General features: G+C 59.8%; 16 protein-coding genes and 1 pseudogene. 5 read left to right on the forward strand and 12 right to left on the reverse strand.

Annotated features, from left to right (window positions below; translation table 11 throughout):
- Window positions 1-22: 22 nt before the first annotated feature.
- Complete coding sequence (locus AC06G5_RS23675) at window positions 23-877, forward strand: LysR family transcriptional regulator (protein ID WP_413427334.1); 855 nt, start codon at window positions 23-25, stop codon at window positions 875-877.
- 92 nt (window positions 878-969) lie between these two features.
- Here the strand turns inward: AC06G5_RS23675 and AC06G5_RS23680 are convergent, their stop codons facing one another.
- The 3 genes from AC06G5_RS23680 to AC06G5_RS23690 all read right to left on the reverse strand — a co-directional run bounded on the left by AC06G5_RS23680 (window position 970) and on the right by AC06G5_RS23690 (window position 3,042).
- A complete protein-coding gene (locus tag AC06G5_RS23680) occupies window positions 970-2,205 on the reverse strand; it encodes an RNA polymerase sigma factor (RefSeq protein WP_480458436.1) in 1,236 nt (411 codons plus the stop codon).
- Window positions 2,206-2,550 carry a YciI family protein gene (locus tag AC06G5_RS23685; RefSeq protein ID WP_007985194.1) on the reverse strand — a complete coding sequence of 115 codons (345 nt, stop codon included), beginning with the start codon at window positions 2,548-2,550 and terminating at the stop codon, window positions 2,206-2,208.
- 66 nt (window positions 2,551-2,616) lie between these two features.
- Window positions 2,617-3,042: a YybH family protein gene (locus tag AC06G5_RS23690; RefSeq protein ID WP_085717123.1), complete on the reverse strand. Its 426-nt coding sequence runs from the start codon at window positions 3,040-3,042 to the stop codon at window positions 2,617-2,619.
- Window positions 3,043-3,183: 141 nt separating this feature from the next.
- Between AC06G5_RS23690 and AC06G5_RS23695 the strand changes: the two genes are divergently transcribed.
- On the forward strand, window positions 3,184-3,669 hold the full coding sequence (locus AC06G5_RS23695; RefSeq protein ID WP_413427330.1) for a GNAT family N-acetyltransferase: 486 nt from the start codon (window positions 3,184-3,186) through the stop codon (window positions 3,667-3,669).
- Window positions 3,670-3,815: 146 nt separating this feature from the next.
- Here AC06G5_RS23695 and AC06G5_RS23700 read toward each other — a convergent pair whose 3' ends face one another.
- From AC06G5_RS23700 to AC06G5_RS23710, 3 genes are all read right to left on the reverse strand, one after another.
- On the reverse strand, window positions 3,816-4,304 hold the full coding sequence (locus tag AC06G5_RS23700) for a GNAT family N-acetyltransferase (protein WP_413427329.1): 489 nt from the start codon (window positions 4,302-4,304) through the stop codon (window positions 3,816-3,818).
- Between the two features lie 98 nt (window positions 4,305-4,402).
- Complete coding sequence (locus AC06G5_RS23705; protein WP_413427328.1) at window positions 4,403-4,888, reverse strand: GyrI-like domain-containing protein; 486 nt, start codon at window positions 4,886-4,888, stop codon at window positions 4,403-4,405.
- A gap of 67 nt (window positions 4,889-4,955) precedes the next feature.
- Window positions 4,956-5,618 carry a LysE family translocator gene (locus tag AC06G5_RS23710; protein WP_413427327.1) on the reverse strand — a complete coding sequence of 221 codons (663 nt, stop codon included), beginning with the start codon at window positions 5,616-5,618 and terminating at the stop codon, window positions 4,956-4,958.
- A gap of 137 nt (window positions 5,619-5,755) precedes the next feature.
- Between AC06G5_RS23710 and alaC the strand changes: the two genes are divergently transcribed.
- Entirely contained in the window at window positions 5,756-6,967 is a 1,212-nt protein-coding gene (gene alaC / locus AC06G5_RS23715; RefSeq protein WP_413427326.1) for an alanine transaminase, read from the forward strand.
- A gap of 126 nt (window positions 6,968-7,093) precedes the next feature.
- Here the strand turns inward: alaC and AC06G5_RS23720 are convergent, their stop codons facing one another.
- Both AC06G5_RS23720 and AC06G5_RS23725 read right to left on the reverse strand, forming a co-directional pair.
- Window positions 7,094-8,446 carry a GntP family permease gene (locus AC06G5_RS23720; RefSeq protein WP_413428853.1) on the reverse strand — a complete coding sequence of 451 codons (1,353 nt, stop codon included), beginning with the start codon at window positions 8,444-8,446 and terminating at the stop codon, window positions 7,094-7,096.
- Between the two features lie 81 nt (window positions 8,447-8,527).
- Window positions 8,528-9,061 carry a gluconokinase gene (locus tag AC06G5_RS23725; RefSeq protein WP_480458440.1) on the reverse strand — a complete coding sequence of 178 codons (534 nt, stop codon included), beginning with the start codon at window positions 9,059-9,061 and terminating at the stop codon, window positions 8,528-8,530.
- Window positions 9,062-9,276: 215 nt separating this feature from the next.
- On the opposite strand from AC06G5_RS23725, the gene gntR reads away from it, so the two are divergent.
- On the forward strand, window positions 9,277-10,308 hold the full coding sequence (gene gntR / locus AC06G5_RS23730) for an HTH-type transcriptional regulator GntR (protein WP_413428852.1): 1,032 nt from the start codon (window positions 9,277-9,279) through the stop codon (window positions 10,306-10,308).
- Between the two features lie 57 nt (window positions 10,309-10,365).
- On the opposite strand, the gene AC06G5_RS23735 is transcribed toward gntR, so the two are convergent.
- Complete coding sequence (locus AC06G5_RS23735) at window positions 10,366-10,614, reverse strand: DUF6124 family protein (protein WP_057713571.1); 249 nt, start codon at window positions 10,612-10,614, stop codon at window positions 10,366-10,368.
- 374 nt (window positions 10,615-10,988) lie between these two features.
- On the opposite strand from AC06G5_RS23735, the gene AC06G5_RS23740 reads away from it, so the two are divergent.
- Window positions 10,989-11,627, forward strand: a complete 639-nt coding sequence (locus AC06G5_RS23740; protein ID WP_413428851.1) for a glutathione S-transferase family protein — start codon at window positions 10,989-10,991, stop codon at window positions 11,625-11,627.
- A 604-nt stretch (window positions 11,628-12,231) separates the two neighbouring features.
- On the opposite strand, the gene AC06G5_RS23745 is transcribed toward AC06G5_RS23740, so the two are convergent.
- The 3 genes and pseudogenes from AC06G5_RS23745 to AC06G5_RS23755 all read right to left on the reverse strand — a co-directional run bounded on the left by AC06G5_RS23745 (window position 12,232) and on the right by AC06G5_RS23755 (window position 14,601).
- The gene (locus tag AC06G5_RS23745; RefSeq protein ID WP_480459922.1) at window positions 12,232-12,771 is read right to left on the reverse strand and encodes a methyl-accepting chemotaxis protein; all 540 of its coding nucleotides are present in this window, start codon (window positions 12,769-12,771) and stop codon (window positions 12,232-12,234) included.
- A gap of 9 nt (window positions 12,772-12,780) precedes the next feature.
- Window positions 12,781-13,551, reverse strand: a pseudogene (locus AC06G5_RS23750) (PAS domain-containing protein); the annotation flags it as partial.
- A gap of 408 nt (window positions 13,552-13,959) precedes the next feature.
- Window positions 13,960-14,601: a peptidase inhibitor family I36 protein gene (locus AC06G5_RS23755; RefSeq protein WP_480458443.1), complete on the reverse strand. Its 642-nt coding sequence runs from the start codon at window positions 14,599-14,601 to the stop codon at window positions 13,960-13,962.
- Window positions 14,602-14,701: the final 100 nt, after the last annotated feature.

Genomic DNA, 14,701 nt, shown 5'->3' on the forward strand with positions numbered 1-14,701 from the left:
CCATCGATCAAGGCGATAGTTCATGGCTTCTCACGAAGTGTTGCTGGCGTTTGTCGAAGCCGCGACCCAAGGCTCGTTTTCCGCCGCGGCGCGCAAGCTGGGCCGCAGTCAGTCGACTATCAGCGCGGCGGTGGCCAGCCTGGAAATCGACTTGAACCTGACGCTGTTCGACCGCAGCAGCCGCAAGCCCGGGCTGACCCCGGCCGGGCACGTCATGCTGCAACGGGCCGAGGACATCCTGGCCGCCACCAGTCGCCTGGAAATGACCGCCAGCCAACTGTCCCAAGGGGTGGAAGCGAAGCTGACGGTGGCGCTGTCCGATACCTATCAGTCGGACCGTTTCGAAGCCTCACTCAGTGCCTTCGAACAGCGTTATCCCGACCTGGAACTCGAATGCCTGATCGCCGAATGCGATGACCTGGTGTCCCTGGTGCAAAGCGGCCGGGCGCAGATTGCCTTCGCCGAAATGCAGGACAGCTACCCGCCGGACCTGGTCAGTTCGACGGTGGACGAACGCACGGAAATCGCCCTGTTCGTGTCCCCTGCCCACCCGTTGGCAAGGCTGGCCTACGTCGATCAGGACGCACTGCAACAGCACCGCGAGCTGCGCCTGGCCACCATCATCAATCCCTATGAAAGTCGGGCGAAGGGTCGCGTCTGGTCGGCACCGAGCTATCTGATGCTGCTGGAAATGGCCCAGGGCGGATTCGGCTGGGCGCCGCTGCCCCGCTGGCTGGTCGAGCGATTCGGGCCAGGCACGTTGCAGGAACTGGTGGTGCGCGGCTGGCCGAAGACGGTGTCGGTGGATGCGTTGTGGTCGCGACTGAACCCACCGGGGCCGGCGGGGAGCTGGTTGCTGGGCAAGATGCTGGAATAGTGGCGCGCCCTTCGCGAGCAAGCCCGCTCCCACACTTGACTCGGTCTGAATGTGGGAGCGGGCTTGCTCGCGAAGAGGCCAGTAAGAACACATTATTCCAAGCCCTTGAGCCGCCCTTCGATAAACCGCCGCTCCGGCTCTTGCCGGGTCAACGCCAGCGCCCGCTCCCACGCCGCCCGCGCCTCTTGCTTGCGGCCCAGTTGCCGACAAAATTCCGCCCGCGCCGAATGCGCCAGGTGGTAATCAAGCAGTTCTCCGCGCTCCAGAATGGCCTCCACCAACGTCAGCCCCGCCAGCGGCCCGTCCCGTTTCGAAATCGCCGCCGCCCGATTCAACTCGATCACCGGCGACGGCACCGCCCGCAGCAGCACGTCATACAGACCGACAATCTGCGGCCAATCGGTTTCCCCCGCCGTCGGGGCTTCGGCATGCACCGCCGCGATGGCCGCCTGCAGGCAATAGGGTCCGAATCGCCCCATGCTCAACGCCTGTTCGATCAGCGCGCAGCCTTCACTGATCAAACCGGCGTCCCACCGCGAACGGTCCTGTTCATCCAGCACGATCAGCTCGCCGCTTGCCGAGGTCCTGGCCGGGCGGCGCGACTCGTGCAACAGCATCAACGCCAGCAAGCCCATCACCTCCGGCTCCGGCAACAACTCCACCAGTAACCGGCCGAGACGGATCGCCTCGCGGGTCAACTCCTCGCGGATCAGTTCGGCCCCGACGGACGCCGAGTAGCCCTCGTTGAACACCAGGTAAATCACCCGCAATACGCTGTCCAGACGCTCGGGCAACTCGGCCAGTGTCGGCACTTGATAAGGGATTTTCGCGTCGCGGATCTTCGCCTTGGCGCGCACGATGCGCTGGGCGATGGTGGCCGGGGCCGAGAGAAAGGCCCGGGCGATTTCTTCCGTGGTCAGGTCGCAGACTTCCCGCAGCGTCAGCGGCACTTGCGCGTCCGCCGCCAGGGCGGGGTGGCAGCAAGTGAAGATCAGCCGCAGGCGATCGTCTTCCACGTCTTCAACACTCCAGTCAGCCTGTTCCAGCTCCTCCAGTTGCGCGATCAACAAGGGCTGCGACGCGGCGAAACGCGCACGCCGGCGCAAGGCATCGATGGCCTTGAAGCGCCCGGTGGACACCAGCCAGGCCCGCGGATTGTCCGGCACGCCATCACGCTGCCAGCGTTCGACCGCGATGAAAAACGCCTCGTGCAAGGCTTCTTCGGCGAGGTCGAAATCCCCCAGCAAGCGAATCAGGGTCGCGAGAATCCGCCGCGAGTCTTCGCGATAGACCCGCTCGACCTGCGCCTGAACCGGCAGCCCCGGCATCTAAGGATTCAACTGCCGAACGGGACGCACCTCGACGCTGCCGACCCGGGCCGCCGGAATGTTGCCGGCGACCTGAATGGCTTCGTTGAGGTCCCTGGCATCGATCAGGTAGAAGCCAGCCAGTTGCTCCTTGGTTTCAGCGAACGGGCCGTCGGTGATCGACATCTTGCCGTTGCGCATGCGCACGGTGGTGGCGGTCTGTACCGATTCCAGCGCCTCGGCGGCGACCATCCGGCCGCTGCCCTGGATCGACTCGGCGTAGGCCATGCACTCTTCGTCCTTCGGGCTTTCCGGCAGCGAATGCAGCAGACGCTCATCGCTGTAGACCAGGCATAAGTACTTCATCACGCTCTCCTTATCGAACGATCAACTATGGTCGCTGATTGGCGTTCCGGCTCGGCTTCCCGACGATCAGGGCTTGAGGTCGAACAGCGTCGCGCCGCTGGTCATGTCGAACGGTGCCGACCAATGTTCGTGGACAATCTGCCACAGCCCGGCTTCCTGCCGATAGCAAGCGGTGACGCGCATCCAGCAGGACTGGGTTTCGCCCTTGTCGTTGGTGCCACCGCAATTGGCCAGCCAGTGAGCGAAGGCAATTTCCTGGGACGGCTCGATGGTGATTTCGTGGAATTCGAAGATGTGCGGGCCGGGGCACATTTCCATACAGGCCTGCCAATGCGCGCGATACGCCGGCTTGCCTTTGAATTGCAGGGCCTTGACCGCGTCGAAGGAGACGATGTCATCGGCATACAGGGCCATGACTTTTTCAATGTCCTTGGCCTTGACCGCCTGACGATAGTTCTCGATGAGGTTCTGGATCTGGGTTTGCGAGTTCATGGTGGTTCTCCGTGGTTTTTATAGTGAAGACACCCTTAGTCGTCCGGCGATCCGGCAAATCGACAGGTGAAATAAAAATAATCCAAACGACCAGACTCGTTAGAATCCGAGATTCATTCATGTAGGAAAAAGGACAATCCCGTGACAGCCCGACTCGTGACTTATGAAAGCCTGAACACGCTGCAGCGCCAACAGGTCGAGGCCATCGAAGTGCACCCGGAGCAAATCAGATTCTCCGGCGATATCCACGGCGCCCTGCACACCCTGCTGTCCCGGCCCGGCCCCGGCGTCAAGGGCTTCGCCCTGCTGGCCGAAGGTGTGCCCGTCGCGTTCCTGCTGCTCAAGCGCCCTCCGGTGCTGCCGGCCTGGGCCGATGAACACAGCGCCACCCTGCATGCACTGCAAGTCGATCAACGCGCTCAGGGCAAAGGCTACGGCAAGGCCTGCCTGCAGGCGCTGCCCGAGGCGGCGCGCCGGGCCTGGCCGGAAATCAAGGCGCTGGAGCTGTCGGTGGATGCCGACAACGAGGCGGCCATCGCCCTGTATGCCAGGTTTGGCTTTGTCGACAGCGGCGAGGCGTACAAGGGCCGGATCGGCTATGAGCGGCGGATGGGGTTGGTGTTTTGACTGCGCGTTAGTTCTTTACAGGCATTACTGACACAACACTGCCCCTCTGTAGGAGCGAGCTTGCTCGCGAAGGTGTGTCAGCATAAGTGGTGTCGACTGACACTCCATCGCGAGCAAGCTCGCTCCTACAGGGGATCTACGTCGGATCAGAGCTTGAGCACCATCTCATGCCACGCCATGCCGCCATGGTCGGAAGCCGAGGGTTTGACGTAGGCAAAACCGAACCCGGCGTACAACGGAATGTGCCGTTCCTTGCACATCAGGTTGATGCTGACCTTGCCCAGCGCACGCATGCGCTCGATGAACTCGCCCATCAGGCGCTTGGCCAGGCCTTGCCCCTGATAATCCGGATGCACCACCACCGACATGATCACCACGTGCGGCCCGGCCGGGTCGTGGCCGATCAGTTCCTTGAACGCCTCGTCCGACATTTCCACCTGAAACGCCGCGCCGGAATTGATGAAACCGGCCACGGCTCCGTCCACTTCAGCGACGATAAAACCCTCGGGCCAAGTGGCGATGCGGGTGGCGATCTTCTCGCGGGTCGCGGCTTCGTCACCTTCATAGGCGAGGGTTTCGATGGCAAAGCAGCGGTCAAGATCGGCAGGGGTGACGTTGCGGATGACGGTGTTCATGGCAGCTCGGGATCAGCGTGGGAAAGGCTGGCGATCATAAATCAGCCGTCGTGGGACATCGAGAGACGAATCGGCTGATCCGCCCCTCGTTTCAAGCGTCATGGCTTGATCGGCAACCAGATTTCCAGCTTGCCGGTGTTGAGCTTGGGGTTGAAGTCTTCGCTGTAGCGCTCGAACTCCGGGGCGTTGAGCAGTTCACGCCCGGACTGCGGAAGCCATGTGCCATGGATGTACTGAAAGGTCTGCGGCAAGGTGTCCAGCGGCCCTTTGTGTTCAAACACCACGTACTGCTGCGGCTGAATTTCCACCCAGCGATAGGTTTCCGGCAAGTCGTCGAGTTTGCTGATCTCGACCCCTGCGATGTAATCGAAGCCGCCCTTGCCATCGAAATTGCAGCAGACGCCGTAGGTGACTTCGCCCTTCTGTCCCGGAACATTGCCGATGTGAGGAATGAATTTATCCCAGAGTGCTGGAATGTCCTGGGTGGTTTGCTGGGTAAATTGTCCGCCCAGCCCTGCAATCAGCAGGAAGTGTCCGTGTTCGAAGCGTGGTTCCGTCACTTCAACGCGTATTTGCTCATCCATGGCTCGACTCCTGACGCATAAAAATGGGTTCGGCTGGGAGTATAGAAGCCAAACCCGATTCGCCCAATTACAGCGCGTGCAGCTGCTCCACGGCGGCGGCACCGACGAACTCGTTATAGCCAGATAGAATCACGTAGACTGCGAAATAACAGAAGATCGCCGCCGATGCCATATAAGAATAGCGCAGCAGCTTGTCACCCAGCAACTTGCCGCCATGGCTCGCGGCGAAGCACAAGCCTGCCGACCAGAGCAGCCCGGCACAGAGGAACCCGCCGAGAAACAGTGCCGAACTGAGCGGGCCACCGCCACCGGAACGGGCGATCAGCGTGCCGCCAACGGCCGCGAACCAGAGAATGGCGCTGGGCGAGGACATGGCGAGAAAAATCCCGCGCAAGAATTCCTTGCGGTGGGAGTTGTTCCCGACCTCCGCCGTCTCGGCCAGCAACGCCTCGTGGTGAATCGCCGAATAGATCATCTTCGCCGCGAAGTACACCAACAGCGCCGAGCCACCGATCCACAACACCCAGCGCACGCTTTCGTACTGCAGCAACACGGTCATGCCGGCCAGTGCCAGTACCGCGTAGATCAGGTCGCCGACGCAAGTGCCGAGGCCCAGCGCAAAGCCCTGGAAATAACCGCGTTGCATGGCCAGGGTGATCATTGCGATGTTGGCCACGCCGATATCCAGACACAGCGAGAGGCTCAGCAAGAAGCCACTGGAAAATTCCATCGACCCATTTCCTTCGGAAAAATTTGTTTACATGGAGGCTGGACAGTCTGCCACAGCTGCCCGTACATTCCGTCACAGGTCACCGCTGACCTGCGTCGCTCGGACGGTTCCGGGCGCTTACGTTATCCGAGGCAACAATGGCCGAACAAGGTTCGCCGCGCCGCTTTGCGCGCATCGATCGACTCCCCCCTTACGTTTTCAACATCACTGCCGAGCTGAAGATGGCCGCCCGTCGTCGTGGCGAAGACATCATCGACTTGAGCATGGGCAACCCCGACGGCGCCACCCCGCCGCACATCGTCGAAAAACTGGTGACGGTGGCCCAACGCGAAGACACCCACGGTTACTCCACCTCCAAGGGCATTCCGCGTCTGCGCCGGGCGATTTCCAATTGGTACAAGGATCGCTACGAGGTCGACATCGACCCGGAAAACGAAGCCATCGTCACCATCGGTTCCAAGGAAGGCCTGGCGCATCTGATGCTGGCGACCCTGGACCAGGGTGACACCGTACTGGTACCGAACCCGAGCTACCCGATCCACATCTACGGTGCCGTGATTGCCGGCGCCCAGGTGCGGTCGGTGCCGCTGATTCCTGGCGTGGATTTCTTCGCTGAACTGGAGCGGGCGATTCGCGGCTCGATCCCGAAACCGAAGATGATGATCCTCGGCTTCCCGTCCAACCCTACCGCCCAGTGCGTGGAGCTGGATTTCTTCGAGCGGGTGATCGCCCTCGCCAAGCAGTACGACGTACTGGTGGTGCACGACCTGGCCTACGCCGACATCGTCTACGACGGCTGGAAAGCCCCGTCGATCATGCAGGTGCCCGGCGCCAAGGACATTGCGGTGGAGTTTTTCACCCTGTCCAAGAGCTACAACATGGCCGGCTGGCGCATCGGTTTCATGGTCGGCAACCCGGAACTGGTCAACGCCCTGGCGCGGATCAAGAGTTACCACGACTACGGCACCTTCACCCCGCTGCAAGTGGCGGCGATTGCCGCGCTGGAAGGCGATCAGCAATGCGTGCGCGACATCGCCGAGCAGTATCGGCAGCGACGCAACGTGCTGGTCAAAGGCCTGCATGAGCTGGGCTGGATGGTCGAAAACCCGAAAGCGTCGATGTACGTCTGGGCGAAGATTCCCGAGGCTTATGCGCACCTGGGCTCGCTGGAGTTCGCCAAGAAACTGCTGGCCGAAGCCAAGGTGTGTGTCTCGCCGGGCGTCGGGTTTGGCGAATACGGCGATGATCACGTGCGCTTTGCGCTGATCGAAAACCAGGACCGGATCCGTCAGGCCGTGCGCGGGATTCGCGGGATGTTCCGGGCGGATGGGCTAGTAACCAAATCCTGACACCCGGTACAAAACACTGTGGGAGCGGGCTTGCTCGCGAATGCGGTGCGTCAAACAACATCTTCGTTGACTGACACACCGCTTTCGCGAGCAAGCCCGCTCCCACATTGGGTTTTGCGGTGTTGCTTAAACGAACAACGACAACAGCAGGATAAAGCCCAGGCCCACCACCGACAGGATGGTTTCCATCGCGGTCCAGGTCTTGAAGGTTTCCGCCACGGTCATGTTGAAGTACTGCTTGACCAGCCAGAAACCGGCGTCGTTGACGTGAGACAGGATCAACGAACCGGCACCGGTGGCCAGCACCAGCAGCTCACGGTTCACACCCGGCATCATCCCCACCACCGGCACCACGATGCCGGCGCCGGTAATGGTCGCCACGGTTGCCGAACCGGTGGCGATACGAATCACCGCCGCCACCAGCCAGGCCAGCAGGATCGGCGAAATCTGCGCGGCTACCGCCATGTGGCCGATCACGTCACCCACACCGCTGGTCACCAGCATCTGCTTGAAGCCACCACCGGCACCGATGATCAGGATGATCGCGGCGGTCGGCGCCAGGCTCGCATCCAGCCATTTCAGGATCTGCTGGGAACCGATTCCCTGCTTGTGGCCGAAGGTGTACAGCGACAGCAGCAACGCCAGCAGCAGCGCCGAGATCGGGTGACCGATCAGGTCCATGAAGGTGCGGAAGAAGTTGCCATCCGGCAGCACCACATCGGCGAAGGTCTTGAGCAGCATCAGGAACACCGGCGACAGCACGGTGACCAGGGTGATGCCGAAACTTGGCAGATCGGCGGAATCCGACTCGCGCGCCAGTTGATCCACCAGCTCCTGATTCGGATGACCGGGGATGTGCTTGGCAATGAACGTACCGAAGATCGGACCGGCAATGATGGCGGTCGGCAGTGCAACGATCAGACCGTAGAGAATGGTCTTGCCGATGTCGGCACCGAACACGCCGATGGCCAGCAACGGACCCGGGTGCGGAGGCACCAGGCCGTGTACCGCGGACAGGCCCGCCAGCAGTGGAATACCAATCTTGATGATCGACACGCCGGTGCGGCGGGCCACGATGAACACCAACGGAATCAGCAACACGAAGCCGATTTCGAAGAACAGCGGGATACCCACCAGGAACGCGGCGAACATCATCGCCCACTGCACCTTGTCCTTGCCGAAGGCGCGGATCAACGTCTGTGCAATCTGATCCGCACCGCCCGATTCGGCCATCATTTTGCCGAGCATCGTGCCCAGCGCGAGGATGATGCCGACAAAACCGAGTACGCCACCGAAGCCGTCCTGGAACGCCTTGATGATGGTACCGATCGGCATGCCGGAGGTGAGCCCGAGGAAAGCGGCGGCAATGGTCAGGGCAATGAACGGGTGGAACTTGAACTTGGTGATCAGGACGATAAGCCCGATCACCGTGACCACTGCATCGAGCAGCAGGAACGTCTCGTGGGACATGCCAAACATTGGGGGTGTCTCCTGGTTGTTGTTGTTATTAAAGCGGGTTGATCAGAAGCCGTGAGGACAGCGCTGTCTTTACAAGCACACTCATACCGCCTGCTTCAGGCCGTTCGCCTGCCACCAGACATGAGCCTGGGCAGCCAGTTGCTCGACGCTATGGGTCGAAGCATCCAGCGCCAGGGTCAACGGCTCGCCCTTGGGCGATTCGAGGGTGGCGAACTGGCTGGCGATCAGGGTCGACGGCATGAAGTGGCCCGGCCGATGGGACACACGGTCGGCGGCCACTTCGGGGGTCAGCTCAAGGAACACGAAGCCCAGGCCCGGCAAGGCACTACGCAAGCGTTCGCGATAGATGTGCTTGAGCGCCGAACAGGTCAGCACCGGGCGCTGGCCCATGGCGTCGACACGACGCAGTTCATCGCACAGGCTGTCGAGCCAGCCGGCGCGGTCTTCGTCGTTCAGGGGGATCCCCGCGCTCATCTTTTCGATATTGGCGGCAGGGTGGAAAGAGTCGCCTTCAATGGCAGTGGCGCCGCTCAGTTGGCACAGGGCCTCGCTGACGCACGTCTTGCCGCAACCGGCAACGCCCATGATGACCAGGGCGGTGATGGGATGATTCATGTAACACCTCAGCGCGCAGACAGCGCTACCTTTGCCAGTTATGACACTAGACCAAAAGCAGGAGTTGCCGACGCCTTTCTTGTCATTTTGTGGGTTGCAGCAGGTTAAGTCCCGACACCAAAAAGCGAGGATCAGGCGAACCCCCGCTCACGCATTTGCAGCTGCATCGAGACAGCGCTACCTTAGTGCCTTGAATTTTGTTTGGCAAGCCATCGATGAACACAACCAAGAACGATAAAAATACCCGCACCACTGGCCGCCCTACCCTCAACGAAGTTGCCCGACTGGCCGGCGTCAGCCCGATTACCGCTTCCCGCGCCCTGCGTGGCGTCAGCACCGTGGCCACCGAACTGGTGGAAAAAGTGCAGAAAGCGGCGCTGGAACTCAACTATGTCGTCAACCCTGCCGCCCGTGCCCTGGCCTCGGCCCAGAGTCAATCAGTGGTAGTTTTGGTGCCGTCGCTGTCCAACCTGCTGTTCATCGACACCCTGGAAGCCATTCATCAGGTCCTGCGGCCCAAGGGCTTCGAAGTGCTGATCGGCAACTTCCACTATTCGCGCGACGAAGAAGAAAACCTGCTGCGCAATTACATGGCCTATCAGCCGCGTGGCTTGTTGCTGACGGGTTTCGACCGCACCGAAAGTTCACGGCGGATGATCGAAGCCAGCAACATTCCTTGCGTGTACATGATGGAACTGGACAGTGCGGCCGGGCTCAATTGCGTTGGCTTTTCGCAACTGGCGGCCGGCGAAACGGCGGCCGAACACTTGCTGTCTCGCGGCCGCAAGCGTCTGGCCTACATCGGCGCGCAACTGGATCAACGCACCTTGCTGCGTGGCGAAGGGTTCCGCAAAGCCCTGCAAAAGGCCGGCCTGTATGACCCGGACCTGGAAGTGCTGACGCCGCGCTCGTCTTCGGTCGGCCTGGGCGGAGAACTGTTCCTGCAACTGCTCGCCAGTCATCCCGATGTCGATGCGATCTTCTTCGGCAACGATGACCTGGCCCAGGGTGCCTTGCTCGAAGCCATGCGCAATGGCATCAAGATTCCCGAGCAGGTGGCGATCCTCGGCTTCAACGATTTGCCCATGTCCGAACACATGGTCCCGCGCCTGAGCAGCATCAACACCCCGCGCGAGGCCATCGGCCGACGTGCGGCGGAGCAGATGCTCACGCTGATGGCCGGCAATACCGTGGCCAGGCCGGTGCAGGACATGGGGTTTGAGTTGAAGGTGCGGGAGAGTACTTGAGCCTGTCCTTGATCATTCCCGTGCAGCGCGTGGGAATGATCGGCTGCAAGTCAGCAATCAATCTTGCGGATCAAGGTTATCCAGCACCCGATTCACCGCCAGCTCGGCCAGCATGATGATCTGTGCAATCGCCAGCGCCGTGTTGCGATGGCTACCTTCCAGAAAAGCGGCAAAGTCATTGGTCATGACGCTCGCCGAGGCCAGTGATTCGCAGGCATGCGCCAACAGCGTTTCGTTGTTGATGCCTGGCGAGATGGAGAACATGGGGCTGGGATTGCGTGGGGGGTTGGGCGTGGGTTTGAACATGGCAATGCTCCTAGAGTGATGGAGCTGCCACGATTCGCTGCGATACGAAGGGTGGCAGCTGTACGCGGGTCGCAGACCGGGACTCTAGAACCCGGTAGACCCGAAGGTCTCCCACGCACAGCCGCCATAACGTGATTCGATCACGAACAGTGGACGCTTTGCGTCTAGAGATACCCGGGCTGCGAAACCCGATCGCTGAATTTGCAGCGACACGGAACGATAGAGTCCGGATACCAGGCGCACAAGCCGGCGGATTCTGGCGCAGTTGTAGGCAATGGAGCAAGAAACCGTAGCCTGCGGAAACCTGGTGAAACCCCTTTCCTTCAGACCACTCCTACAATTACAGACACGCCATTCGCGATGGAGCTGCTCAAATGGAACATGCACTGAAGATTCTCGGCAAAGCCTCGTCCATCAATGTCAGAAAAGTCCTGTGGACCTGCGAAGAACTGGGTATTGCCTACGAACGCGAGGACTGGGGCAGCGGCTTCGCGTCCACCCACAGCCCGGAGTTCCTCCGGTTCAATCCCAACGCCAAGGTGCCGGTGATCATCGATGAAGCCGGTGTGCTGTGGGAGTCCAACACCATCTGCCGTTACCTGGCCGGCAAACACCACCACCATCACAGCGAGTTGCTGCCCACTGAACCGGCGGCACGCGCCCGGGTGGAACAGTGGATGGACTGGCAAGCCACCGAGCTCAATCCATCGTGGAGTTATGCATTCATGGCACTGGTGCGCAAGGACCCGGAGTTCCAGGACCCGCATAGCCTTGAAGTCGGCATCCGTGGTTGGAACCAGAAAATGGGCATCCTCGAACATCAACTCGCGACCACCAAGGCGTATGTCGCCGGACCGCAGTTTACCCTGGCCGACATCGTCATCGGCCTGTCGGTCAACCGCTGGCTGATGACCTCGATCGAGCGTCCGGACTACCCCGCCGTCGATGAGTATTTCAAACGCCTGGCGCAACACCGTGGCTTCCTCAAGCATTGCTGCAACGGTTTGCCCTGAATGGCCGAAGGTTGCTCGCCCCTACAGTGGGTCAGCGTTTTTTTGTAGGAGCGAGCTCGCTCGCGATGAACCCCAGAGCACCGCGTTTAGCCAGGAAACACGCGTAATCGTTAACGACCATCGCGAGCAAGCTCGCTCCTACAGTGGGTCAGCGTTTTTTTGTAGGAGCGCGCTCGCTCGCGATGGACCCAAGAGCGCCGCGTTCAGCCAGAAAACACGCGTTATCGTTATCGACCATCGCGAGCAAGCTCGCTCCTACAGTGGGTCAGCGTTTTTTTGTAGGAGCGCGCTCGCTCGCGATGGACCCAAGAGCGCCGCGTTCAACCAGAAAACACGCGTTATCGTTATCGACCATCGCGAGCAAGCTCGCTCCTACAGTGGGTCAACGTTTTTTTGTAGGAGCGAGCTCGCTCGCGATGAACCCCAGAGCACCGCGTTTAGCCAGGAAACACGCGTAATCGTTAACGACCATCGCGAGCAAGCTCGCTCCTACAGTGGGTCAGCGTTTTTTTTGTAGGAGCGAGCTCGCTCGCGATGGACCCAAGAGCGCCGCGTTCAGCCAGAAAACACGCGTTATCGTTATCGACCATCGCAGTTGCCGCTATCAGTTCAGCTGCAACGTCGAGTTGAACTGACTGATCGCATCCACCACATGCCGCGAGCCCTGCTGGATTTCCAGGATCACCTCCCCCGCCTCGTTCGCCAATTCCACGCCCAGGCCGGTTCGGCTCAAACTCGATTGCATGCTCGATACCGCGCTGAGCGACAAATCGTGGTTCTTGCGCACTACCTCGACAATCTCCAGCGTCGCCTGACTGGTGCGCGCCGCGAGGCTGCGCACTTCATCGGCCACCACCGCAAACCCGCGCCCGTGTTCACCGGCCCGTGCCGCTTCAATCGCCGCGTTGAGCGCCAGCAGGTTGGTCTGGTCGGCAATGCCGCGGATGGTCTGCACGATGGTGCCGATGATGTCGGACTGTTTGCTCACGGCATCGATACTCAGTGCCGCTTCGTTCAGGTCCCGGGAAATGTGCTGGATGATCTGCACCGTCTGCTGCACCACCTCTGACCCTTTGCGGGCACAGGCGTCGTTTTGCACCGAGGTGCTGTGGGCCGATTCTGCGGCGGTTTGCAGGGTGGTCATCTGGTTGGTGATGTCGCTGGCAAACTTGACCACTTTGTACAACCGCCCCTTGGCGTCGAACAACGGGTTGTAGGACGCTTCGAGGAATATGGTCTGCCCCTGTTTGTTTCGGCGCTCGAAACGATGGGAGTGGTATTCGCCGCGGTTGAGTGACGCCCAGAAATTCCGGTAATTCTGCGACTCGGCTTCGGCACGGTGGCAGAACAGGCTGTGATGCTGCCCCACCACTTCGTTGAGCGAGTACTGCATGGTTTTCAGGAAGTTTTCGTTGGCGCTGATGACCTTGCCTTCTGGCGTGAATTCGATCACAGCCATGGAGCGGCTGATCGCGGAGAGCCGGCTTTCGTTTTCGTGCTCCTTGTTGACCCGGGCGGTGATGTCGGTGGCGACCTTGATCACGCTCTTGACTTGCCGGTCGGGGCCCAGCACCGGCATGTAGCTGGCTTCGAGCCAGATCTCCCGGCCGCTTTTGTGCAAGCGCAAAAAGGTCCCGCTCAGCGGCTCGCCCCGCGCCAGGTCGCGCCATAACCTGGTGTAGTCATCGCTGCGGTAATACTGCTCTTCACAAAAGATCCGGTGATGTTTGCCGCGCACTTCTTCGGCGCTGTAACCCATGGCACTGCAAAAGTTTTCATTGGCATCGATGACGATGCCGTCCGGGGTGAATTCAATCATCGCCATCGAACGACTGATCGCCGCCAACTTGGCGTTGGCCTCAGTCAGCGCACAGCTGAATCGTTCGATTTCCAGCAGGTCAGCCTTGTGATGTAGGTTGAACATTGTGGTATCACCTTCCGCGCGATTTCTTGATTGATGAAAGTTGCAGGTCTTTCAAATCCACCACTGCGTTCAGCAGAACAGGCACACGCATCCCTCCAAAAAGAAGGACTGGTCAGGTGATAAATGATGTTCGATCGGAAGGGTCCCTATTGCGACACTCTCATCAAGACATCCTTCTCTTGATAGCCCGCATGCGGGCCAGCCCTAACAGTTTCAAACAAATTCCATTTAGCGGACAGCTCCCTGTCATCAAGTCTCGGTGCCTTCGATTGCGCACTCTTGCGGCCAGACATCGACCGCCTCACGGCGGTCGACATAGTTGGTTACAACTGATCATAGACAGCAACCTTGGGCTTGCAAGGCCACTAGTCGGCCACTATTGAGGACAAAATCGGTTCAGCAGCGACGTCACTGGGCAGCACCAAACATCGGAGAGAAGCGAACGCTGACAATACTGTCGTTTGGTTGCCCGTGTAGCTGCGCCAGTTCATAGATCTCAGTCCAGCCACTCTTTTGTTCGCGGCTACCAAATGGACAGCATTCATCGCCGATTCCGATTTCCTCGAGAGTGCTCGTCATTATCTTGCCTACCCCGTTCGGTCCATCTACTCCAAAGGCGACGGTTTTATAGCGATCATTGTTGTATTTCCACGAGGAAACTTGCCGTGCCATGTACACCGGCAAATCGACGACCCCTGAAGACAGTACTTGCAGGGAGACCTTCAAACCCGAGTAATTCCATGCATCCCAAACACAAAAATAACGATAGTCGCACGTGGTATGGAGATCACCGGTCAGCCCGGGAACCGGGTACGTGATCACGATAGCCCCTTCGTCATAAGCTATTTGGGTAGAACTGATTTGCTTCCCCCCTTCTTTCCTCGCCATCTGCAGATCCATCTGCTGCTGAACCAAAGCCTTTTGTTCTTGCGATAGCGTTGGATTGAACAACGTGTACTTGATATCCCGATCTTGCTTGAGATTAAAAAAGTAGATGGCGCCAATGCCAACACACAGTGCCGCGAGTCCCACAAACCATTTTCTGTTCATAAAAAACTCCGTGCCCTGAAAACGCTGAATCATTCAGCGCCTACGGGGAACAGAGTCGATTTCTTGTTACAAAATGTCTACTGTCAGAAATGACAGTTCA

This window comes from Pseudomonas sp. WT-JTC, from assembly GCF_056711565.1.

Bases quoted from the DNA above. Each gene is read 5' to 3' on its own strand.
- AC06G5_RS23710 (WP_413427327.1), bottom strand. From the start codon at position 5,618: ATGGAATTTTCCAGTGGCTTCTTGCTGAGCCTCTCGCTGTGTCTGGAT.
- AC06G5_RS23735 (WP_057713571.1), bottom strand. From the start codon at position 10,614: ATGTTCAAACCCACGCCCAACCCCCCACGCAATCCCAGCCCCATGTTC.
- AC06G5_RS23675 (WP_413427334.1), top strand. From the start codon at position 23: ATGGCTTCTCACGAAGTGTTGCTGGCGTTTGTCGAAGCCGCGACCCAA.
- AC06G5_RS23720 (WP_413428853.1), bottom strand. From the start codon at position 8,446: ATGTTTGGCATGTCCCACGAGACGTTCCTGCTGCTCGATGCAGTGGTC.
- AC06G5_RS23755 (WP_480458443.1), bottom strand. From the start codon at position 14,601: ATGAACAGAAAATGGTTTGTGGGACTCGCGGCACTGTGTGTTGGCATT.
- AC06G5_RS23700 (WP_413427329.1), bottom strand. From the start codon at position 4,304: ATGAACACCGTCATCCGCAACGTCACCCCTGCCGATCTTGACCGCTGC.
- alaC (WP_413427326.1), top strand. From the start codon at position 5,756: ATGGCCGAACAAGGTTCGCCGCGCCGCTTTGCGCGCATCGATCGACTC.
- AC06G5_RS23680 (WP_480458436.1), bottom strand. From the start codon at position 2,205: ATGCCGGGGCTGCCGGTTCAGGCGCAGGTCGAGCGGGTCTATCGCGAA.
- AC06G5_RS23725 (WP_480458440.1), bottom strand. From the start codon at position 9,061: ATGAATCATCCCATCACCGCCCTGGTCATCATGGGCGTTGCCGGTTGC.
- AC06G5_RS23685 (WP_007985194.1), bottom strand. From the start codon at position 2,550: ATGAAGTACTTATGCCTGGTCTACAGCGATGAGCGTCTGCTGCATTCG.
- AC06G5_RS23745 (WP_480459922.1), bottom strand. From the start codon at position 12,771: ATGACCACCCTGCAAACCGCCGCAGAATCGGCCCACAGCACCTCGGTG.
- AC06G5_RS23740 (WP_413428851.1), top strand. From the start codon at position 10,989: ATGGAACATGCACTGAAGATTCTCGGCAAAGCCTCGTCCATCAATGTC.
- AC06G5_RS23705 (WP_413427328.1), bottom strand. From the start codon at position 4,888: ATGGATGAGCAAATACGCGTTGAAGTGACGGAACCACGCTTCGAACAC.
- AC06G5_RS23690 (WP_085717123.1), bottom strand. From the start codon at position 3,042: ATGAACTCGCAAACCCAGATCCAGAACCTCATCGAGAACTATCGTCAG.
- gntR (WP_413428852.1), top strand. From the start codon at position 9,277: ATGAACACAACCAAGAACGATAAAAATACCCGCACCACTGGCCGCCCT.